The sequence below is a fragment of the Microcoleus sp. Pol8_D6 genome, assembly GCF_036700965.1.
Classification (GTDB): Bacteria; Cyanobacteriota; Cyanobacteriia; order Cyanobacteriales; family Microcoleaceae; genus Microcoleus.
This window is the reverse complement of record NZ_JAUBPW010000028.1, coordinates 1-20,443: the sequence shown is the minus strand read 5'-3', so window position 1 is coordinate 20,443 and position 20,443 is coordinate 1. Positions and strand designations below refer to the sequence as shown.

The following is a 20,443-nucleotide window of genomic DNA, read 5'->3' as shown; positions in this document are numbered from 1 at the left end:
AATAATAATACACCGCTATTCATTTTCATCAAACTCGGCGATGATGTTGCGGATTTCGTTGAGACTAATATCTGTTCGATCTGATTTTGAGTAAATGGTTAACAACAGTACGCTGACGGGCGATTCGACTTGATAAATCATGCGATACCCTGCACTTTTTCCTTTTTGGATGTTGCTGTTTTTCACCCGGACTTTTAAGATGATATAATCTTCGCCCATTCCGGGAATGCGATCGCCAATAAAATTGCCAGCCTGTATTTGTTCAATTACTGGCTGAGTATCTAGCCGGATTTGGCGATATTTTTTGGATAATTCACGCAAATTTCGCTTATACTCAGGCGTTAAATCAATTTGAACGAGCTCGGATTCATTCGACATCGATGCCCTCCCACATTTGAGAAAGAGGTATTCGCTGTCCGGTTTTAGCTTCCTGCAACGCTCTTCTGAGACTAGCTTTTACTTCTTCAACTGGAGTATCGTCGGGGTCTTCTTCAGCTTCATCTGTAGGTTCCTGAAAGAGGACGATGATTCGCACGGGGCCCGGAGTGTCTAGTGTTAAAGGTCGATCGAGAATTAATTGACCTTTTTCGTCGATCGTTCCTGTGACTTCAAAGGCTTTCATTTGTTTGTCCTGGATTTTTTTTAATTAATACTATTATATAACCCTGTCCGAGCGATTTTGTTATTCTCAAGCCAAAATAAGCTGCTGTTTAACCAAAGACAAATCCGTCTTACCAAAATTCATAACCAAAGCCACATTGAAATTTTCCAACGATTTGACAAACCACATAATTTCATTAGAAGCTTTACCTTCATAGTGATTAAACAAAATAGAAAATCGGTTTTCCAACTCTGGTTTAACTTTGCCCGAAAGTAGAACGAGTTTGAGCAGTAAACCCATTGTCCGGCTGGCGCCGAGGTTGTACACCAAGTCGTAAAAAACGTAGTGGCTGAGATGTTGGGAATTTTCAACTACTAAGAAGTTGAACAACTGGTGGCAAGTCCGAACTAACAATGAATTATTGAATTTCACAGAGTCATTTTCTCGCAATGTATTTTTGATTTGCTTGTACAAACGGTCATTAAATTGACGCCCGCCGTATTCTGGTTCTACGGACGATATTAAATATTCATATAAATCCACTTTAAATGAGGCGTAAGATGGAGTTTTTCGGGAATCTCTCAGGAAAAATTGAGCCGCTTCTTTGTAGCTACGATCGCCTGCTACTTTTCCCGCAAATTCCCTGACCGCTAAGTGCAGCTCTGCATCATTCAAAAGTGTGGGATTAGCCGCTCGCTGCACAATTCCTATTTCTGTATTTCTCGGCTCAACCATATAATTTAAATATTGAGACAAATGTGTTTCAAATTGTCGCTGTCTTTGAAATGCCAGTTTTTGAATGGTTTGTTGGTCTTCCTCAATGCTGCCCTTGCTCAGCAGAGAATACCCGTACAAATAAGGATACCGACATATCAATTCGCCCAAAGGATAATCTGTATCTTGTGTCTGCGGTTCCGTCTCTCTATCTAAGGCTTTTACTAAGCGCTCAAGGGTCTGGAATTCTTCACTTTTAGTAAAGAAAGCTATTTGTTCTTGCAAGCGCTTGACTATGTAAAATTCCGTCCCGAATCTGGGAGAACTCTGCTTAAATAAAGCTACCAACTTGGCGATCGCGAACTGGTTGTGTGATTGCAGTTGCCAGCGGTTGATCGGGATGTAGCAGCAGCGGTGGAGGATATATTTAAAGTGCTGATCCAATCGCTTGACGGAGACTATACTGTACAAAGTTGCTTCAATTTCTCGATCTGGATAGCCCATGCCGTCGATAAATAGCTTTCGGAACCGCTCGATCACCTGTGCGGGGGATTCTGTTTCCACGCAGGAGACGATGTGATCGTACAATCTCTGTTCGTTGCTGCCTGTTGGAACACTATCTGAGGGGGGGGTGAGGATGCGGCTGTCTGCATCTGTGTCTACGCTGCTGTCTGCAACTTGTGCGACAACCACTGTCGGTTTTTCCTCAAAAGTTCGATCGGGATTCAAGAACCAATAGTGTTCTTGGCTTAATTGTTTGTTAGCCGCCCAATCCAAAGCTGACTGCAAACTTTCCCCTGTCAATAACAGCGATTCATCTTCGCGGTCTGAAGCCAGCCAAGCTGCTAGCGCCAAGCGGTACGGAGCCAATTTTCCCAGCTCTTTTTCTACCCAGAATCGATTAAAAACTGACTGATAAATTAGGTTGGCAACTATTAATTTACCCTGAGATTTAACCACCAGTCCTGACAGTTGCAATTCGATTTTTTCGGGAGAGTATTCTGCTGGTATTCCCTGCGATTCCCCCGGTTTTGTTGCCTTGATCGGTTGTAAAGCTTGCTGGTACAGCGTTAACAGCCGCGTGAGGTCGCAGTGGCTATGGAAAATGCGATCGCGTATTGCTGTCAAATGTTGGGGTTCGTCTTCTTCTTCCCAATTTTTAATAATTCTGTGTTTGACCAGTTTTTCAACTTGCTTAGCTTCGGAATTTCTGCCAATAAAAGGCCCGTATTCAAGTACCAAGTGGCAAAGTTTTTGAGTTAGAAACGGTTGACCGCCCGTCCAAGCTAATATTTCTTGGAGCACTTTTTGGGGGCGAAAAGCTTTCAGGGCTAATCCTTTTGCTAGCGGCAAACTTTCGTGCAGTTGGAATCGACTTAAATGAATCTGCCGTCCAATATTAAAAGGGTTACATCTGGGATCTCGGATCAATTCTGAGGGGGCTGCTACTCCCATAACAGCAAAAGTCAGGCGATCGTATTCCGGTTGCTCTGCCCGCTTGGAGTAACAAGCCCGGATCAAAGCAAAAAAATCGCTGGTACTGAAATTTAGGCTGCTGATGCTGTCAATGTCATCGATGAAAATTACCAGATTTTGCTGAAGTGACTTGAGCAAAACTTTTTCGATAAATATCTCCAATCGCTGCACCGGCGATAGCAGTTCGCGATCGTTCCACCACTTGATAGCATCAAACCTGTTTGTGATGTGTAAACTGCTTGCCATGCGGTACATGATTGCGCCATACCACTTTTGGGGGGAGATATCTGGGCTGCTGATGCTTCTCAAGTTGATGGCGGCAAAAACTGTACCTTCGGCTTGCAACCTTTTGGCCGTTTGCACTAGCAGGCTGGACTTTCCCATTTGTGGCGAACTCAACACGTAGCAGAAGTCTCCGGCTTTGAGTCCTTCGTAGAGCTCGCTGTCTGCCGATCGCCTGACATAGGTGGGCGCAGCGGCAGGCAAATATCCTCCGACTTGATATTGGTACGTTGAGTTGACTTCTGCTGTAATCTGGGAATTCATCAAGATTTTACACCCCTATGCTGTACGATCGAAAGGTTACAAATTGCAATTATGGCCCGCTTATAGCATTTTAGATTTTAGATTGGGGAATGACTTATTCAATCAGGGTTTGGAGTTTGCCTGTTGCATTTGCATGGTTTTTTTTGAATCTGCCTTACTATGGTGGAAAATTTTTCTTCCTCTTTCTCTATTGTCTACTAGCTCAGCTTTCTTCTCGTCAATCTTTACCGTATCTTTGCAAGCGTTCACCCCAAATCTTACGATCTGCCCAATCGTAGCGCGCCACTTGATTTTTTACACTCGTTCACATAATTGATAAATTTTCAGTCGCTCGGATTGAGAACGCTCAAACGCCGTTTTTTTCACTTTTTTTTACAATAATACTTTAAAATTCACCCGGTGGTATGATGTGGGCAGGGAAACTCCTAACCACAGCGCCGTCAACCTTCTGCCTTTAGCTCCGCCTGCCGGATGCCGGAGGAAAAGACTGAGCAATGGCTGCCAATAAAAAACCCCAGCGTTTGGCTGAGGACTGCTTGAGTGGGAGATATCGTTAATCTGCGTTTTTTTAGTTGACTTAGATTGCATGGAATTCCATGCTGCTGACTTTCCCCGGGCTTTCGCGTTTGGGGATTCCTCAGAACAAACTTTTCAGGATGCATCCACAAAAAGTTTAATTCTTAAAGGCTTTGTCAGTACCAGGCTAACCACTCGCTCAACTATAAAAGTTAAGTCGGTGGCTAATTGTAGAAGATGCGCCCTGATGGCTTAACTACCCGATGGATTAGCACCCTGATGGCATAACTCCCTGATGGATCGACGCCCTGATGGCTTTCGCTCCACTACCCAAAAAATTCGGGTTGATGGATGATCGTGGACATTAGTAACACGTCACTTCCGGCGGTTCCGATCACAAGCGGGTGTGCCTGTCTGAATTGATTATGGCAGGCAGATTTATCAGAAGACAAGTGGGCTATTGCATCAACCCATTTCTGACAGATCGGGTTAGCCAAAAAGTGTCAATCTACGGAAATCAGGGTCATCGAACATGAAAAACAGCATCTTAGTATTAGGGGTAATTGCCTCGGCTGGCTTCGGCTTTTTCCAGGCAGGCAGCACCAGCGCTTTAGCGATCGCCCCACAACATTCATCAGCCAGCAGTTTGACGGCTTGGGAGAGTCGTCCCGACTTTAACTACACTGGAACGAATGAGGATGGGGAGCAAGAAGAGGTAAAAACGCGTAAAGGCAGGAAATAATTGGCGCTATTGTGTGGTTCGCTCTGATGCGGTTGTGGTTGTAGTTGTGGTGCTTGTGGTCCCAACCGCCTCTGATCGAGGCGGTTAAAACTCGATCCCAAGATCAGTCTACCTAATCCCAGGGGTGGGGATCAGTTTCAGAGAACGGTGGATGGGAAAATAAATAGGTAAGGCGAGTCTGTCGGTGGAGTTTCCCCGCCTATCAACTTCCTTACCTTCTGATGTTCGGGATTTGGATCTGGCACAATCGTATTTCATCTCGTAAAAACCCAATGGAAAATACTCTCGAAACTACCCGCAGACAGCGCGTATTGACAAGAACCCAGGAACGGCGTCAGGCAACACCCAAAGAAAAACAGTTAATTCATCTGCTAGCCAATATGGCTTGCAGTTTGATTAAATACGACTACAAACACGCAGCGGGCAAGGGCACCCTCCCGCCTTCGGAAAGCAAGCGTTTAGCGGAATGGCACTACCTGCGAGTTCAGCAAATTCGCCGGATCGAACGCTCATTGGAGCCTGTAGCGACCCTTAAGCGCGTTTACTACAAGAGCATCCTCAGTCCGAGAGATCTGAAGTCTTTGAAACTTCTGTGGCTGGAGGAGGACAAAAACCGTGTCAAACGGGTCGATCCTGAGTTGGACGACATCCTTAGCGAAGCTTTGGATCGGGGAGATACTTTAAAACAGCTATTTCACTCGATCAAAGTCAAAGAACGCACCTTTTCTGAAACTCCTCGCCCCGGCGCCGTCCCGCTGTGGGTCAAAGAGTGGGAAGACTCGGAATATGACATAAACTTTTTTCCGCCTTCGTTCTCTGCATGGGTTTCGATCGTGGACGACTAGGTTCAAGAAAAACTCTTTGACATGGCATCGAGTGTAAATTTCAGATGGTAGACTTATTTGCTATTGCTGCCATTGGCGAAAAGTGTACGGGCGATCGATCGGCTAAACTAGGCAGCGTGGCGCGCAGGCATCCGAGTACAGAGAAGTGAATCCGAGTCAGTACCATTGTACAATGGGGGAAAACCAGGGCTTCAGCTAATAGCTGATAGCTGATAGCTGATAGCTGATAGTTTCTCATGACTGACTCGATTTCTACTTCTCCTCTAGACTCGGCGGCCGATACAGCCGAACTCCGCTCTCAGTTGAGGTCTGGTTCGGAAAAAGCTCAACTGCAACTGCTGCAACAACAAATAGCAGATTCCGGTTGGGATGTATTGATGGAATTTTTATTAGAGCGCAAGTCAGAGGCACCGACTGCGGTAATGGGTAAGGCTTACCAAATTCTTTACAGTGCTAATTCTCCGAAAGCGACGGAGTTTTTGCAAGCGAATTTTCCGACTGGGGTTGTGCCGCTGCGATCGGACTCTAACATTGATTACACTCCGCTGCAACAATTATTGGCGTTACAGGAATTTCAAGAAGCCGATCGCTTGACTTTAGACAAGCTTTGTGAATTGGCGGGTGATACAGCTTCCGTGAGAAAGTGGCTGTATTTTACGCAAGTTGAGAGTTTGCCCGTGGCGGATTTGCAAACAATTAATACGCTGTGGAAAGTTCATTCCGAAGGCAAATTTGGCTTTTCGGTGCAGCGGGAAATTTGGCTCGGTTCGGGGAAGAATTGGGATAAGTTGTGGCCGCTAATTGGCTGGAAGAAAGGGAATAATTGGACGCGGTATCCGCAAGAGTTTATTTGGGATTTGAGCGCGCCGAGGGGTCATTTGCCGCTGTCGAATCAGTTGCGGGGAGTGCAGCCTTTTGCAGCTTTGATGGCTCATCCTGCCTGGTTGAAGTGAATGGTTTTGGGGCTTTTGGAGAATGCGGGCCGGGCTGGATGTTCAGCCCGACATTTGTTGGTGAGGAGGTGTGGGATCTGACGGTAACAACCGCGTCAAAACATAGATATAGTCATTTCAAATAAAAAAGAGACACTATTGAGCGCAGTAGGCACAGATGAGTTCATCTAAAGATGTGCCAGGAGGAGCATACATTCTAGCTCGCTTTAAGGCACTAAAATCGTGTTCAATATCGTTCAGATAGGCGAGAATATTTTGGAAGAAAAAGAACTTGATGCTCCGTTTCCTTTACCAGTTCGCGAATGGCTGTTTTTCGATGAATCGGTGCATTATCCATGATTAAGATAGATGGCTTGGTCAGAGAGGGTAATAAATATAAAGATAACCACCCTTCAAAACCTTCTGCATTGAGGCTGCCCGTAAAAACCATTGGGGCAATTAAGTCCTTTTTTCCTTTTCTTCTTCCAGCTACTAAATTTTCTCTTTTCCCCCGTTTTCCTGACTTTTCACCCCAGATTTTTTTGCCTTTTTTTGACCAGCCTAATGCACAATCTTGAAACTCTTCAAATCCTGACTCATCAATAAAAACCAGAATTTGACTTCCCGATACTTTAATTAACTCTCGGAGATATCTGTAGTAGTGTATTCTTTCTTCTCGGTTTCTTTCGTGATAACCCCGTGGTGTTTTTTTCGAGTAATTTTCATTTCTTTCTGGGGGGTAACAACCAGGCTGAAACCCATACCTTTGTATGGATTGAGCCAATCCGCTGCTCAAAAAAGATAGGCAGCATAATTGTTACACGCTGGCTTATCTCAAAAATAATGATACCAACATTCTACCTCATTCATTTAAAAAAACAACTAAGTTCAGCTCAATTTAAACTGATTGGAATCTTGTTACCCTTGATACAATCAGAAAAACAAGTGAGATTAGAACGGCTATCGCGGGTATTTCCCTATCCAATTACAACAGAAAGTCAGCGTAGAAAACTACAAAGGTTTCTCGATTTTCCTCACTTAACTATCTCACTAATTTGGTTCCCATTCATTAATTACTTATTGGTTGATTATTTATTGCCGTGTTGGTCAAACTTTATCAATTGCAATCGACCGCAGTCAATGGGGGCGCATTAATCTCTTTATGGTTAGCCTGAGCTGGGAGCGAAGAGCAATTCCATTATACTGGTCACTGTTGCCTAAATTGGGAAACAGTAACTTCGAGTCACAAACAACCAATTTACAGCAAGTTTTACCATTATTTTTAGAATATAAAGTCATCGTTTTAGGAGACCGTGAATTTTGTTCTGTCGATTTGGGAAACTGGCTGATAGAAAAGGGTGTATCTTTTTGTTTAAGACTGAAAAAGAATCATTGTGTCGAAACGGAACATTTAGTTTGGCAACAATTAGATGAATTAGGAATAGTACCAGGAAGTTCTTTATATTTTCAAGGTAAAAGAGTGAGGAAAAATCGATCTGCGACCGGATTTGATCTTGCTTGTAAGTGGAAAAGGAACTACGGGGGATGGAAGGTTGATGAAGCGTGGTTTATACTCACAGATTTAGGGTCATTGCCAGCAGCTATCAATGCTTATAAGCAGCGGATGGGTATTGAAGAAATGTTCCGAGACTGTAAAACAGGAGGCTACGATCTTGAAGGAACCAGCTTAAAAGGAGAGCGACTTATTAACATGATTTTGCTCATGACACTTGCGTACAGTTCAGCAATATTTCAAGGCACTGAACTGAAAAAAAAGCAGGTACAAAAATATGTATCTCGTCGCAAAGAACCTAAAAAAAGATATCGAAGACGGAGTACATTTGGTGTTGGTTTAGATGGAGAAAAGTGGGTCAATTATCTCGAACAATATTCTGACGAGGTAGAACAGTTAATGAAGTTAACTCGAAATAAACGCCGCTTTTATCAACAAGGTATGCGGGCCGCAACCCTTATACAGTCTATCTCGTAGACCTCTTTGTCACCCCCCCAGCATTTCTTTAAGAGCATACGATATGGCACTTGGCCTGACCCCAAACTTCTTGGCTCTGTCGATTAATCTGGCATCTGGGTTCTCTTTTACATCGTTTTCTAAGGCTTTCCAATCTAGCTTTCTCTTACGTCTTTTTACCTGGGTGGCTCTCAGGTCTGTCCGACCCCGCCACCGATATATCGTTGCCCTCCCTACCTGAAAAATTCCGGTTGCTTGAGCGATATGACCGCCATTTTCTACATAATCCACTACTCTTTTTCTCAAATCAATACTGTAAGACATTTTCCTAACTGGTTCACTATTTTTATTAATTTTACCTCATTTTTAAATAGTCTCATACTCTCATACTTATTTGAAATGATTATAAGTTAGAGGATGTTTTAAAAGTGGGAGGCTATTGTAAGAAAGCTCACAAAGCTTAAGCTGAGATTTGTAGATAACAGCACTTTGTGAGCAAAGGACGTGCAGCATATCCTAACAACTTGACGTGGGAACAGTGGGAACTAATAGCAGACCTGTTTCCAGAATCTTGCGCCCGGTGTCCTCGCACAGTATCGATTTATGCCGTGATAAATGCAATCCTCTATGTAGGGCTTGCTGAATAAGGATTGACACTCAAGCGGGCTAAAGCCACGCTCGATTCTGCTGAGAGAATAAACTTTAAAGATTATTCCCGCTACGACCGTCAAATGTCGTCTACTTAGTCACCCAAATTTAATTTAGGTTTCTAGCTACTTTTATTGTTTTGACACTTTCTGAGTCCATCACGCTTGCCAAGATGCGGTAGGCTCAACAACCTGCTATTATTTGCCCTTTACTGTCATACTGTCATCAAGACTTACACTTGACCGTTGTTTCCAGGGGCGGGGATTTGTCCCCCTCTAGGATGTCTCAACACGTAGATGGTATTATTACTCAGTTTGCGACAAAAATACAACATTTCAACAGAAATAGCAACAAAGAAAAACACTCTTGACTGAAGTCCGCCGATTCGCTTTCCACGAGCGGGCTAAAGCCACGCTCGTTTCCCGCATCCCGTGTAAATTTTTATGATTAATTTTTAAATAGTGGTTCTTGATAAAGCGGGACAGTAAAAGTAACAGTAGCTCCGAGTCCTTCCCCCATACTGTAAAAATTTACTGTACCCCCCATTGCTTCTACCAGTTTTTGAGAAATAGCCAATCCCAAACCAGTGCCGCCGTATTGCCTGGTACGAGCGCCGTCTACCTGAAAAAACGACTCAAATAATTTATCCTGCTTGTCGAGAGAAACCCCAATGCCAGTATCAGCAACTCGGATTTTCACCATTCCGGGGAACTGCTGGTTGTGAACAGTCACCTTTTTCTTAATAACCTCGGCACTGATGCGAATTCCTCCTTCCCCGGTAAATTTAATCGCATTGCCCGTGAGGTTCAAGATTACCTGAAGCAGGCGTTGGTAGTTGCCGTACACAATAATCTCGTCCTCCACAGGGGGTTTTTGGATTTGAAATTGCAATCGCTTTTGCTCGACTTGAACCCGTGTAAAATTCTCAACTTGTTGCAACAGTTCACCGAGTTTGACGGGAGCGAGGTCTAACTCCATTTTGCCAGCTTCGATTTTAGCGACATCCAAAATATCGTTAATCACATTGAACAAATGTACTGCTGAGCGGTAAGCTTCTTCGATAAATTGGTGCGCTTCTTCGGGGTCATCTGCCATGCCGTCCATAAGCAGTTTTAGGAAGCCGAGGATGCCGTTGAGGGGGGTGCGGAGTTCGTGAGAAGTATTAGCAAGAAATTGACTTTTAAGTTGGGAAAGAGCTACGGCTTCGGCGCGGGCCTGTTCTAATTCTTGGTAAAGTGTAGCGTGGGCGATCGCACTGCCGACTTGAGCGACTAACTCGCGGGCGAATTCGAGTTCGACTGGACTCCATTTCGGGGAACTGCCACAGCGGTGCAAACATATCAGTGCATTGGGTTGGTCTTCATAGGAGGTAGCTGCTACGAGCACGGAATGGCGGTGGAAGGGATCGGTGGCGGGGGAGGCGTAATCGACTGCTACTGGTTTTAAGGTGGCTAAAGTTTGAATCCATCCGGGCTGTTCGGCTGCGCGCAGTTCTACTCCCAGCATAGAAGAGTAAGCTTCTTGGCGGTATTCAGCTACTACTTTAAAAGTTTTCGATTGGAGATTTTCGATTTGAGTTGGGGAAAGCGGGGGCGAAGGGTAGCTAGCTATTGACTGTTGTAATTCGGCTGCAGCGGTCGATTTTTGCTGATTTTCGGAGGCAAGGAAGGGGGAGGTTTCGAGATTTTCGCTGTCTTTTTTGTACGAACAGATGATGCAGCGACTCGCGTTTAAAACTTGACCCAAGCTGTTAACAGTTTGCTGCCAAATGGTGGCTAAATCGAGGGTTTTGTGCAGGTTTTGAGCGATTTGGGAGATGACTTTACGATCGATTTCCGAGTACGGAGGGAGCGATCGACCGGGGATACGGCTCGCTGGAAGCGACATTTGTTGGCGGGCGTCCAAGGGGGATGGCAAAGGTCGATATAGCATGAATTCTGGGGAGTCGGGCCGTCTGTCTGTGGGTTTGTCAGACAGCAGCCTTCCCATAACTAAGACTTTTGTAGCTTTGCCGTTTGAGTCGATCGCCGGAGTGAGTGTCAAATCGAAGATAAAATATTGTCCGGCGTGGCAAAATTGATAGCTGAACCGTTGCGGTACGAGGGTTTCGAGCGCCCGCCGCAGGATATCGAGATAAGGCGCAGGGGGGATGGGTTGCAGGGTTTCGCTGAGGGGGCGATCGACAATTTGTTCTGCTGTAAGGTTGTACTGTTCGGCTTTTTGCCAGTAAAAAGATAGATATCGACCAGAGGCGTCTTGGGTAAATACTAATTCTGCTCCTAACTCTTGAAAAAAAACTGTAGAGGCGAGGCTCGATCGCCGGAAATCTGTGTTAGAGTCCATCAGAGTAGGGGATGAAAGTAGTTCGGCTTTTGGATTCTTGAGTTTTTAATAAAGAACTCAAGAGTCCCCATTGTTTTTGGCTTCTACTGTTAATTTGTGAGTGATTAATCACTTAAAAAGTTGTTGGCTTCTTAATTAAAACATTAATTTATCAAAGCTCACAATTTGCAATAATTTTAGGCTTCTACTATTGACTTTTGAGTGATTAATGAGTTCATAAAATGTTAATTCGTTAATTCTGAACTCAACTCAAAACTCAAAACTATTCGTTCTCAGCCGTTTTGGGTAATTTAAAGATAAAAATTAAGATTGAGAAATTAGGAATCTGCACCGATTAACTATCAAGTGTGAAAATTACGCCAAAATATGAGGCTGCGAACAACTCTTGTGCGGGAATGGCTCACGCATTTTTTCACTCACCTGGAATAGTTCCGAGGTTGTGATTTAGCCGAGTTCACTCGCCCACCACCTGTAGCTTTAGCCACGAAATCTGCAGGAGCTCGCCCGCGCGCTCTAAATTTCACAGCCTGCAGATTTGCGCGCGCCGTCTGGGGCGAGAGTACCTCAGTCGTTCCATTCACCACGCGGCGGGACTGGGGGGTTGCGGCGTAAACTCAGAGCCAGCTCGTCTTCGCGGCGCTCGCCTCTGAGCCACTGCTTGATTGCTGTTTCAATGACTTTACTGGGGTCATTCGTCAAGTGCTTAATTTGGTCTAGCAGTTCAGAATCTATATGGATAGATAGTTCCACTTTTTCTGACGAACTGTGGGAGGGTATACTTGACTGGCTCATAGTTAAAAAATCCTAGTTTTAATTCTTAGGTTTCAATTCTTTTGATGACAAGCGACTGGACTAGATATTTGCAGTCCCTGATTTGCACCCCACCTTTCCTCAACCGCTTAACAGCTTTCTGTACAATGAGACAGAGAAAAGTTTTTTCCTTTTGGGTATCCGGGCTCGGTCGGACACTTGATGGGTAATAACTGATACTCTTGAGGTTTGCCTCAGTTGTGGTTTCATCTCAATCCCCAGTAAGAGGTTGAAGTAAGCACTCTACTCTTGCTTGTGTAATCATACAACAAAAAGTATCCTTTGCCGATTAGCTCTTCGATAAAAAACATGACTAACGTCCCTGTATCTCGCATTCGTAATTTTTCGATTATTGCTCACATCGACCACGGAAAATCGACCTTGGCAGATCGCCTGTTGCAGGCGACTGGGACTGTGCAGGCACGGGAGATGAAGGAGCAGTTTTTAGACAATATGGATCTCGAACGCGAACGCGGCATTACGATCAAGCTGCAAGCGGCTCGGATGAATTATACTGCCAAGGACGGTCAGGAGTACGTGCTGAATCTGATCGACACTCCCGGACACGTGGACTTTTCTTACGAGGTGTCGCGATCGCTCGCTGCTTGCGAAGGGGCGCTGCTGGTGGTAGACGCATCTCAAGGCGTGGAAGCACAAACCCTGGCAAATGTCTACCTTGCCTTGGGAAACAATCTGGAAATTATTCCTGTTTTAAATAAAATTGACCTGCCGGGGGCAGAACCGGAACGGGTAAAAGGGGAAATTGAAGAAATTATCGGTCTGGACTGTAGCGGGGCGATTGAGGCTTCGGCTAAGGAAGGAATTGGTATAGATGAGATTTTGGAGTCGATCGTCGAATTGGTGCCACCGCCGCAGGATACTGTTGATAAACCGCTCAGGGCGCTAATTTTTGACAGTTATTACGACCCTTATCGGGGCGTAATTGTGTATTTCCGGGTGATGGACGGAAGTGTCAAAAAGGGCGATCGAGTTTTGTTGATGGTTTCGGGTAAGGAATATGTCATAGATGAATTGGGCATCCTTTCACCGACTCAAGTTCAAGTAGACGAACTGCACGCGGGGGAAGTTGGTTATCTGGGCGCTGCAATTAAAGCCGTAGCTGATGCTCGCGTTGGCGATACGATTACTTTGGTCAAAAAACCGGCACCGGAGCCTTGGCCGGGTTATACAGAAGCCAAACCGATGGTTTTTTGCGGCTTGTTCCCGATCGATGCTGACCAATTTCCAGATTTGCGGGAAGCTTTAGAAAAACTCGAACTCAACGATGCGGCGCTTTCTTACGAACCAGAAACTTCGAGTGCGATGGGATTTGGTTTCCGCTGCGGTTTCTTGGGTTTGCTGCACATGGAAATTGTGCAAGAAAGACTGGAGAGAGAATACAATTTAGATTTGATTGTTACGGCTCCTTCTGTGGTTTATCAAATCACAACAATTAAAGGAGAAGTGTTAACAATTGACAATCCCAGCCACTTGCCAGATCCTCAGTATCGCGAGAAAATTGAGGAACCTTATGTGCGGGTAGAAATGCTGTCGCCAGAAACTTATGTGGGCGCGCTGATGGAACTGTCTCAAAGTCGGCGGGGCATTTTTATGGATATGAAGTATCTGAGTCAAGGCAGAACTACGCTGGTTTACGAGTTGCCTTTGGCGGAGGTGGTGACTGACTTTTTCGATCAGATGAAATCGCGATCGCGCGGTTATGCGAGCATGGAGTATCACCTCATCGGTTATCGCGAAAATCCGTTGGTGAAAATGGACATTTTAATTAATGGCGATCCGGTTGACGCTTTGGCGATGATCGTACACCGCGATAAGGCTTACAATGTGGGCCGCGGCTTGACTGAAAAACTGAAGGAGTTGATTCCTCGTCATCAATTTAAGGTTCCCATTCAAGCGACAATTGGTGCGAAGGTGATTGCTTCGGAACACATTCCGGCTTTGCGGAAAGATGTGTTGGCGAAGTGTTACGGCGGTGATATTTCGCGGAAGAAGAAGTTGCTGCAAAAGCAGGCGAAGGGTAAGAAGCGGATGAAGTCTGTGGGTACTGTGGATGTACCGCAGGAAGCTTTTATGGCTGTGCTGAAGCTCGATCGGGATTCGTAATCTGTGTGGCTTTTTGTCAGGAACAGGCTTTCGGGCCTGTTCCACAAAGAGTCATTTTTCTTGTAGTTATTTGCAGTCATCTAGAACAGGCAAGATGCCTGTGAAGCGAAGAGTCAGTTTGATTGTGGGATGGGCATCTTGCCCGTCCCTGTGGAAATCAGAATAAGGCTGCAGCGTGAGTGGCGATCGCCCGCTCGCATCACAGCTTAAACAAGAATACTTTGTTGAAACTCGCGCTGAATTTCATCTACCACTTTGCGATCGCTCAAATCGCGATGCCACCAGTGGCTACAGCCATCTTGACAATATTTGCAGTACCTGCGCGCATCGGCAATTGCCAATAAACTGATTAACAGGAAAAAGGTTTTGATAGATTCTGAGGGCGGCAGTTTCAAAAGCTTTGCTATTTGTTCTTTTAATCGCCCTCTACTCAGCAACACACAAGGGGTGTAAGTTGGGCGAAGTTTTGATTTGGCAATAGCTAGGGAAACATCTTCTTTTCGCGCCCCTGCTTGGAGGGTCATGTAGGATAGCCGCTGTAATATTTCCTGCTGGTATTCGGTTGGAAAGCTTAAAAACCACTTTTTTGCATCTTCTTGGCTAATTAATTCTTGTTGAATTTGATTGATTGTAATTTCATCGGCTAGATTCATTTGCCTCTCCTAAGTCTGGCTCAAATATAACGTGAGGTTCTCCTGAGATGAGGGGGCCAGTAAAAATATCGATTCCCGTTTCTCGACCTGAACTATTAATTTCGCCACCACTTGTACCGCGAGGGACGGAACTGCGAGCTGAATGCCGCTGCCGAGAGTTACCTAACATTATATAGTCCCAGTCAGAAGTTGGCGTACTTGTCCCGTTTGCTCGACTGCCCACAACTATGATGGTTTGTTTTGTGCGATCTGCTGCATTCTGAATTCTCCTGGCATCTTCTGGAGATATGCCTGCTTGCCATGTTTTTACACCTCTCATTTAATGAATATTAGCATTGCAGTAGGCGAGTTTTTTCGCACTTCTCGATTTAAAAATTAAGCACGATAAATCAAGTTTTAGTTTCAGTCATCTGTTGATTTGAGCTTGCCGGATGCTTTTGCTTGGTCGATCGCCTCTTGAATCAGAAGGTAGACAAAGTTGGAGATCGATCGCTTCTCGATATCGCACAACTTTTCGAGATCCTTTTTAGCCTGTGTTGGCAAAACCACTGAAATCCGCTCGCTGTCGCTCATGCCTTGCAATCTGTTGGAAGTTTCCCCTATTGTGCCACCTCGGCAGTACAGCTTGCAATGGGCGATCTTCGGTCGCTATCGCAGCCGATCGGATGCGGAGGGACATCTTCAGTTGTTTCGGCAACGAGTGCCCAACATCCGATTTGAAGTGGTGTTTGATTTACCCTCTCGCCGAGGATAACTTTTTTGAGGGAGGGTGTTTGATAAGTTAACGGTCAAATTATTGAGGGCGATCGCACTTTTGGACGTGAAGGGCGATCGCACTTAATTACGAGATAGCCGAAGCAGGAGCAATTTCGCGGAGTGGCATCAGGAATTCTTGCTTTTCTTCGAGGGTGATATAGCTGCCATTTAGAGCCATTTCCATAAGTTGTTCGACAAATTCCTTTGACTCTGTTATGACTTGAGTTTTATTCAGTTCAAAATGTTGATTTCTGGATTTTAGGGTAAACTGGTTTGGAGATAAATATCCAAATTTTTTTAAATTACAGCTAATTCGATCCTTGGCTAAGGGCTGTAATTCCAGAGTGATGCAAACACTTTCAACAAATTCTATGTTGATGGGTTTTCCTTGGGATAACTCACTCAGTTTTTTGGGGAGTTCATCTTCTAGCAGCATACAAATATCGGGGTCTAAAAAAACGTTTAGTTTTTCTTCACCGATTTCTATTGAGACTAGACGATCGCATTCAAAGCAAAATAGTTTCAGGCCTAATTCAAAATGCGAAAGTTCTCCTAATGTGTCATCTGGTGCGTCAGCATATTTTTCGCCATTAGGTTCTTCTAGGTGAATTGTAAAATTGCTATAGTTATTCATCATCATCGCTCCTATCTAATGAGGACAGCGTAGCATCATTGAGAACAGGATAAGCAGATTTGAATGTTCCATCTGGTTTCCTTTTAATAAAAGCATGGGTAACATTTTCAATTATTGTTCCATCTGGATAGTGAACTTTCCCAATATAACGCTTGAAATTTATAATGTAACGACCGGGATATTTCGGTGTGACTTGTTCAGCTTTTACCCAGTCTTGAGCATTTAGCCACTGGCCTTGAGGCTGATTTTTGGATGCCGCCCTGCCTCTAAAATTAAGGGGTTTCAGTTTAGGGCCATGATGGCGATCGATATGGTCGTAGGCTTTGATGGATTTTGGATTATGCCACTGAGGTTCTACTCCACTGCCTCTCCAGTCACAACCACTTCCTACTTCAATCGTTTGGTCTATTATATCCTGTTCTATAATTTCTGGAGTGTCTTCAGAAGTATCTGTCCCATTATTCAAAATAATTGGTTTACTCCTAAATGGTATTTGATTGATGATTATACCATTAACTAATTTTAGGAGGGCGATCGCACTTTTGGAGCAAAAGGACGATCGCACTTAATCTAAACTTGTCTGAAGACGAGATTAGAAAATAATGATATTAGCCGCCGTCAGAGGTTGAGTGTGAAGCACTTGGATCGTATTCCCAGGACTGAGAGTGATCCGAGAAAACAGCGCTCCAGTAAAAGTATTGGGGCCATTGAAGAAGTTTCCACTAGCAGCAAAAGCAGCCGCTCCGTCACTAAAACCAAGACTAGCAGCTAGCTGTATCTTGTCATCAGCCACAACAAAATCACTGATATTATCCTGACCATTAGCATCGCCAAATACAAAAGTATCCTGACCATCACCACCAGTAAGGTTGTCATTGCCAGCACTGCCAATCAGGCTATCATTGCCACTGCCGCCGATGAGGATATCATTACCATCACCACCGACGAGGATATCATTGCCACCGCCACCATTGCTCGTATCATTGCCAGCACCTCCAATCAGGCTATCATTGCCAGCTACACCGTTGATGATGTCGTTACCACCTAAACCGTTGAGAGTATCAGGTAAACTTGTGCCAAGGACTTTATCATCTCCCTCAGTTGCAGCGGTTGGCGTTGAATCTTGAACAGTAAATCCGTCAAATGTGTACCCAATATCCGCCAACAGTGACAAGTCAACTTTAGTGGGGATTGATAACCCTGCACCGCCACCGTCACCCAGAAGAGAGGGCAATCCACCACTGCTCACAATACTTCTTAAATGAGATAAGTCAGGAGCGGGTTGAAGAGGCATAGGATTCCCCCCATTAGCAGCCCTGGCGTTGGGGCCGTCAAAAGAGCTTCCATTTATTCGCGCACTGAAAGCTGGTACCCCATTAGAAAACCCCAGTGCGTGTTGTATTTCGTGCGCTGCACTAATAAAAAGGCTGTTAACACCACCGAAAGCATTAGGAGTGCCAGGTTCGCTCGGAGTGTCAGTAAAGTCAAATGGCGTTGAATCGACCAAATAGGAGATATTAGTATCAAAAGCCATACTCGCTACAAAAGGTTTGTAATTTACTCCGTCGATTCGATCGCGGAAAGCTTTTGGATCGGAATACCCGTAAGTTATCCCCGCAGCATTGATAGGACCAGCGCCTACAAAGATCAGAAAATCGTCAATTTCCCGATCTAAAACCACAGTCTCTATCTCTTGTGTAGAAGGATTCTGCACTGAAAGTTTAGTGCCAAGGGGAATGTTTTCAAATTCATCTTGAATGACAGATTCCCAGTAGGTAGCTGCGGATTCCAAAACAGCTTGACGGTTGGGGTTATTCTTGAAAAACCCAGTCGTATCAAACCGATAGTCGAATTCAATGTTAAAAGTGCTCACAAAAGAAGGGGCACTGGCGCGACCTTCAACTTTACCTACAGTTTCGTAGTGTTCCAAAGCATTTTTTACGCTCCCAGTAGAAATAGCCTTGGTTGCATCGTAATTCATCATTAAATAGAATTTTTCATCAAACGCTGTCGGTTTTACACGTGCAGGCGTCGGAGTCGTCACAGGTGTCGGAGTCGTCACAGGTGTCGGAGTCGTCACAGGAGTTGGAGTCGTCACAGGCGTCGGAGTCGTCACAGGCGTTGGAGTCGTCACAGGCGTTGGAGTCGGCGCAGGAGTTGGAGTCGTCACAGGCGTCGGTGTCGTCACAGGCGTCGGTGTCGTCACAGGCGTCGGTGTCGTCACAGGCGTCGGTGTCGTCACAGGTGTCGGCGCAGGCGTCGGAGTCGTCACAGGTGTCGGAGTCGTTGCACTTGGGGTGATTGAAGGCTTCGGCTCCGGTGTCGGTGCAGGTGTCGGTGCAGGTGTGGGCTCCGGTGTCGGAGTCGGTGCAGGTGTCGGTGCAGGCGTCGGTGCAGGTGTCGGTGCAGGCGTCGTCACAGGCGTCGGAGTCGTCACAGGCGTCGGAGTCGGCAAAGGCGCAGGTGTCAGACTCACAATCCCGCTAGAATCAGCAATAGTCAATCTGGCGTCACCCTCCAAAACTGCCAAATATTGCCTTGTTAACTCATCCTGAATAATCGTGTAGCCAGCATTAACCCCTGTACCCACATAAATCTTGAGGTCATTAAAGGTAAGATCGTTCCTTAACTTAATTACATCCTCACCCTCTGTATAATCAACAATGAAATCGGCATCCGAAAGCTCAGAACCCCCAGTATTTTTACCAATAAAAAAAGTGTCGTTACCATTCCCCCCAGTTAATGTATCTGCTCCCTTATCTCCATAAAGAATGTCATCCCCGAAGTTGCCAAACAAGCTGTCATTACCTTTACCACCGTAAACTGTATCGTTATCTATTCCGCCATTAACTGTATCCTCGCCTTCGTTGCCGTATATCAAGTTATCTCCAGCATTAGCAAACAGCCGATCGTCACCTTTGCCACCGTAGACGCTATCATTACCTTTGCCACCGTAGACGGTATCATTACCTTCATTACCGTATAGCTTGTCATCTCCTTGCTTGCCGTAGATTAAGTCGTCTCCATCACGGCCAAACACTAAGTCAGAGTCTTGTTGTCCAAATATTAAATCTGCATCGGGGGTGCCATTGAGAGTATCGTCAGCCAACGTTCCATTAATGTTCATGTTGCAATCTCAGTGTAAATACTAGATTTATCCCTCTTCGAGCTACAAGTCTTTCTCCATTTCTGACAAAATGACTTGCTAGCCTGTATTTTTAGATCCTGCGATCGCCCTAAATTTATGCGAAGTCAGGTATTTGCTATGTAAGCAAAACTATTGCATAGCAAAGCTTTCGTCGCGATCGCACTCACAAAGAACTCAGTCTGCAGAAGGCGCATTGCAGCCTCCCATTTATTTATCAGGGGCAAATCCCGAAAATTATGCAAAAACCAGAAAATAAATTAAAAAAATTACTGGCAGTGGCCGAAACTAGAGTCAAAGCGAGAAACTTACCAAAGTTCAGCCTTACTCCCCTGTCGGGTAGCTAACTGTAGTCAGTGACGGCTCAAAAACTCTCCTACAAAAATTTTGACTGGTAAATTGCATTACTTGCGCTTCAGCATTCACTTATCATAAGCTAGCTGAGTCTGGTAATAACCTGACATATATCAGGAGTTATATTAGAATTCCATCAGGAAATTTAGAGACACCCATCTATGGCATCCACAAACGATCGCTTCGTCGAAGCAGAAAGCCGCTGGGACTTAAAAACTCTGTACTCTGACTTGGCCGCCGTTAAGGGAAAGCCTCTCACCCCCGTAGAAAAGCTGCATCTGCGGGGGTTGCTTTGTGGCTTCAGTCCCGCTGAAATCGCCGAAAAGCTGAAAAATAATCCCAAGGGTGTTGAAACTGACCTGTGTGCCACTATTTATAAATACGTTAAAGCGTTTCTGGGTAAAGGGATTGAAAAGATAGAAAACTGGAGAAATATTGCTGAATGGCTTGAGGATGCTGGATATAAAACTCAGTCGTCTGCTAAATTACCAGTCAAAGATTTATTACCTGAAAATTGTGTTGTTAATGTAACGAATATAAATATAGATAAAAATCAAATAAGCTGTCAAACATCTAAACTGCATTAACTAAGTTGCCTTTATTTTTTATCTTTCGGTTCCATTTCATAATTAGTC

19 protein-coding genes and 2 pseudogenes are annotated in these 20,443 nt (G+C 44.9%); 7 read left to right on the top strand and 14 right to left on the bottom strand.

Going from position 1 to position 20,443, the window contains the following annotated elements; translation table 11 throughout:
* Positions 1-15 precede the first annotated feature (15 nt).
* From QUA10_RS13435 to QUA10_RS13425, 3 genes are all read right to left on the bottom strand, one after another.
* Positions 16-378: a type II toxin-antitoxin system RelE/ParE family toxin gene (locus QUA10_RS13435; protein ID WP_333083148.1), complete on the bottom strand. Its 363-nt coding sequence runs from the start codon at positions 376-378 to the stop codon at positions 16-18.
* Complete coding sequence (locus QUA10_RS13430) at positions 368-622, bottom strand: type II toxin-antitoxin system RelN family antitoxin (RefSeq protein WP_333083149.1); 255 nt, start codon at positions 620-622, stop codon at positions 368-370. Before QUA10_RS13430 ends, QUA10_RS13435 begins: the two co-directional genes overlap by 11 nt.
* A 66-nt stretch (positions 623-688) precedes the next feature.
* Positions 689-3,337: an AAA-like domain-containing protein gene (locus QUA10_RS13425; RefSeq protein ID WP_333083150.1), complete on the bottom strand. Its 2,649-nt coding sequence runs from the start codon at positions 3,335-3,337 to the stop codon at positions 689-691.
* A 1,048-nt stretch (positions 3,338-4,385) separates the two neighbouring features.
* Here QUA10_RS13425 and QUA10_RS13420 point away from each other — a divergent pair.
* Both QUA10_RS13420 and QUA10_RS13415 read left to right on the top strand, forming a co-directional pair.
* Positions 4,386-4,595, top strand: coding sequence for a hypothetical protein (locus tag QUA10_RS13420; RefSeq protein WP_333066317.1), 210 nt, complete (start codon positions 4,386-4,388; stop codon positions 4,593-4,595).
* Positions 4,596-4,867: 272 nt separating this feature from the next.
* Positions 4,868-5,440 carry a hypothetical protein gene (locus tag QUA10_RS13415; RefSeq protein WP_333083151.1) on the top strand — a complete coding sequence of 191 codons (573 nt, stop codon included), beginning with the start codon at positions 4,868-4,870 and terminating at the stop codon, positions 5,438-5,440.
* A 40-nt stretch (positions 5,441-5,480) separates the two neighbouring features.
* Here QUA10_RS13415 and QUA10_RS13410 read toward each other — a convergent pair whose 3' ends face one another.
* Entirely contained in the window at positions 5,481-5,678 is a 198-nt protein-coding gene (locus QUA10_RS13410; protein WP_333083152.1) for a hypothetical protein, read from the bottom strand.
* Here QUA10_RS13410 and QUA10_RS13405 point away from each other — a divergent pair.
* A complete protein-coding gene (locus tag QUA10_RS13405) occupies positions 5,677-6,393 on the top strand; it encodes a GUN4 N-terminal ARM-like repeat domain-containing protein (RefSeq protein ID WP_333083153.1) in 717 nt (238 codons plus the stop codon). The genes QUA10_RS13410 and QUA10_RS13405 overlap by 2 nt on opposite strands.
* A 135-nt stretch (positions 6,394-6,528) precedes the next feature.
* Here the strand turns inward: QUA10_RS13405 and QUA10_RS13400 are convergent.
* Positions 6,529-7,104 (bottom strand): annotated as a pseudogene (locus QUA10_RS13400) (IS630 family transposase); the annotation flags it as partial.
* A 352-nt stretch (positions 7,105-7,456) separates the two neighbouring features.
* Here QUA10_RS13400 and QUA10_RS13395 point away from each other — a divergent pair.
* Positions 7,457-8,362 (top strand): IS4 family transposase, encoded by a 906-nt coding sequence (locus QUA10_RS13395; RefSeq protein ID WP_333083154.1) that lies wholly within the window; start codon positions 7,457-7,459, stop codon positions 8,360-8,362.
* A gap of 21 nt (positions 8,363-8,383) precedes the next feature.
* Here QUA10_RS13395 and QUA10_RS13390 read toward each other — a convergent pair.
* From QUA10_RS13390 to QUA10_RS13380, 3 genes and pseudogenes are all read right to left on the bottom strand, one after another.
* Positions 8,384-8,665 (bottom strand): annotated as a pseudogene (locus QUA10_RS13390) (IS630 transposase-related protein); the annotation flags it as partial.
* Between the two features lie 771 nt (positions 8,666-9,436).
* Positions 9,437-11,332: an ATP-binding protein gene (locus QUA10_RS13385; protein WP_333083155.1), complete on the bottom strand. Its 1,896-nt coding sequence runs from the start codon at positions 11,330-11,332 to the stop codon at positions 9,437-9,439.
* Between the two features lie 564 nt (positions 11,333-11,896).
* On the bottom strand, positions 11,897-12,124 hold the full coding sequence (locus QUA10_RS13380) for a type II toxin-antitoxin system CcdA family antitoxin (protein ID WP_015176471.1): 228 nt from the start codon (positions 12,122-12,124) through the stop codon (positions 11,897-11,899).
* A gap of 327 nt (positions 12,125-12,451) precedes the next feature.
* Here QUA10_RS13380 and lepA point away from each other — a divergent pair, with 327 nt between their 5' ends.
* On the top strand, positions 12,452-14,266 hold the full coding sequence (lepA, locus tag QUA10_RS13375; RefSeq protein ID WP_006632512.1) for a translation elongation factor 4: 1,815 nt from the start codon (positions 12,452-12,454) through the stop codon (positions 14,264-14,266).
* A 206-nt stretch (positions 14,267-14,472) separates the two neighbouring features.
* On the opposite strand, the gene QUA10_RS13370 is transcribed toward lepA, so the two are convergent.
* From QUA10_RS13370 to QUA10_RS13360, 3 genes are all read right to left on the bottom strand, one after another.
* Complete coding sequence (locus QUA10_RS13370) at positions 14,473-14,919, bottom strand: DUF5958 family protein (protein WP_333083156.1); 447 nt, start codon at positions 14,917-14,919, stop codon at positions 14,473-14,475.
* The gene (locus QUA10_RS13365) at positions 14,903-15,238 is read right to left on the bottom strand and encodes a nucleotidyltransferase domain-containing protein (protein WP_333083157.1); all 336 of its coding nucleotides are present in this window, start codon (positions 15,236-15,238) and stop codon (positions 14,903-14,905) included. The genes QUA10_RS13370 and QUA10_RS13365 overlap by 17 nt, the downstream gene beginning before the upstream one ends.
* A gap of 83 nt (positions 15,239-15,321) precedes the next feature.
* Positions 15,322-15,492: a ribbon-helix-helix domain-containing protein gene (locus tag QUA10_RS13360; protein WP_333083158.1), complete on the bottom strand. Its 171-nt coding sequence runs from the start codon at positions 15,490-15,492 to the stop codon at positions 15,322-15,324.
* Here QUA10_RS13360 and QUA10_RS13355 point away from each other — a divergent pair.
* Positions 15,491-15,673: a hypothetical protein gene (locus QUA10_RS13355; protein WP_333083159.1), complete on the top strand. Its 183-nt coding sequence runs from the start codon at positions 15,491-15,493 to the stop codon at positions 15,671-15,673. The two genes, QUA10_RS13360 and QUA10_RS13355, sit on opposite strands and share 2 nt — an antisense overlap.
* Before the next feature lie 87 nt (positions 15,674-15,760).
* Here QUA10_RS13355 and QUA10_RS13350 read toward each other — a convergent pair whose 3' ends face one another.
* From QUA10_RS13350 to QUA10_RS13340, 3 genes are all read right to left on the bottom strand, one after another.
* Positions 15,761-16,315 carry a hypothetical protein gene (locus QUA10_RS13350; RefSeq protein WP_333086277.1) on the bottom strand — a complete coding sequence of 185 codons (555 nt, stop codon included), beginning with the start codon at positions 16,313-16,315 and terminating at the stop codon, positions 15,761-15,763.
* Positions 16,302-16,775 (bottom strand): hypothetical protein, encoded by a 474-nt coding sequence (locus QUA10_RS13345; RefSeq protein ID WP_333083162.1) that lies wholly within the window; start codon positions 16,773-16,775, stop codon positions 16,302-16,304. The genes QUA10_RS13350 and QUA10_RS13345 overlap by 14 nt, the downstream gene beginning before the upstream one ends.
* A 126-nt stretch (positions 16,776-16,901) precedes the next feature.
* A complete protein-coding gene (locus QUA10_RS13340) occupies positions 16,902-19,436 on the bottom strand; it encodes a hypothetical protein (RefSeq protein WP_333086276.1) in 2,535 nt (844 codons plus the stop codon).
* 533 nt (positions 19,437-19,969) lie between these two features.
* On the opposite strand from QUA10_RS13340, the gene QUA10_RS13335 reads away from it, so the two are divergent.
* Positions 19,970-20,395, top strand: coding sequence for a helix-turn-helix domain-containing protein (locus tag QUA10_RS13335; RefSeq protein WP_333083164.1), 426 nt, complete (start codon positions 19,970-19,972; stop codon positions 20,393-20,395).
* Positions 20,396-20,443: the final 48 nt, after the last annotated feature.

Coding starts and splice junctions, on each gene's coding strand:
- QUA10_RS13435 (WP_333083148.1), bottom strand. CDS start 378: ATGTCGAATGAATCCGAGCTCGTTCAAATTGATTTAACGCCTGAGTAT.
- QUA10_RS13430 (WP_333083149.1), bottom strand. CDS start 622: ATGAAAGCCTTTGAAGTCACAGGAACGATCGACGAAAAAGGTCAATTA.
- QUA10_RS13425 (WP_333083150.1), bottom strand. CDS start 3,337: ATGAATTCCCAGATTACAGCAGAAGTCAACTCAACGTACCAATATCAA.
- QUA10_RS13420 (WP_333066317.1), top strand. CDS start 4,386: ATGAAAAACAGCATCTTAGTATTAGGGGTAATTGCCTCGGCTGGCTTC.
- QUA10_RS13415 (WP_333083151.1), top strand. CDS start 4,868: ATGGAAAATACTCTCGAAACTACCCGCAGACAGCGCGTATTGACAAGA.
- QUA10_RS13405 (WP_333083153.1), top strand. CDS start 5,677: ATGACTGACTCGATTTCTACTTCTCCTCTAGACTCGGCGGCCGATACA.
- QUA10_RS13410 (WP_333083152.1), bottom strand. CDS start 5,678: ATGAGAAACTATCAGCTATCAGCTATCAGCTATCAGCTATTAGCTGAA.
- QUA10_RS13385 (WP_333083155.1), bottom strand. CDS start 11,332: ATGGACTCTAACACAGATTTCCGGCGATCGAGCCTCGCCTCTACAGTT.
- QUA10_RS13380 (WP_015176471.1), bottom strand. CDS start 12,124: ATGAGCCAGTCAAGTATACCCTCCCACAGTTCGTCAGAAAAAGTGGAA.
- lepA (WP_006632512.1), top strand. CDS start 12,452: ATGACTAACGTCCCTGTATCTCGCATTCGTAATTTTTCGATTATTGCT.
- QUA10_RS13370 (WP_333083156.1), bottom strand. CDS start 14,919: ATGAATCTAGCCGATGAAATTACAATCAATCAAATTCAACAAGAATTA.
- QUA10_RS13365 (WP_333083157.1), bottom strand. CDS start 15,238: ATGAGAGGTGTAAAAACATGGCAAGCAGGCATATCTCCAGAAGATGCC.
- QUA10_RS13355 (WP_333083159.1), top strand. CDS start 15,491: ATGCCTTGCAATCTGTTGGAAGTTTCCCCTATTGTGCCACCTCGGCAG.
- QUA10_RS13360 (WP_333083158.1), bottom strand. CDS start 15,492: ATGAGCGACAGCGAGCGGATTTCAGTGGTTTTGCCAACACAGGCTAAA.
- QUA10_RS13350 (WP_333086277.1), bottom strand. CDS start 16,315: ATGATGATGAATAACTATAGCAATTTTACAATTCACCTAGAAGAACCT.
- QUA10_RS13340 (WP_333086276.1), bottom strand. CDS start 19,436: ATGAACATTAATGGAACGTTGGCTGACGATACTCTCAATGGCACCCCC.
- QUA10_RS13335 (WP_333083164.1), top strand. CDS start 19,970: ATGGCATCCACAAACGATCGCTTCGTCGAAGCAGAAAGCCGCTGGGAC.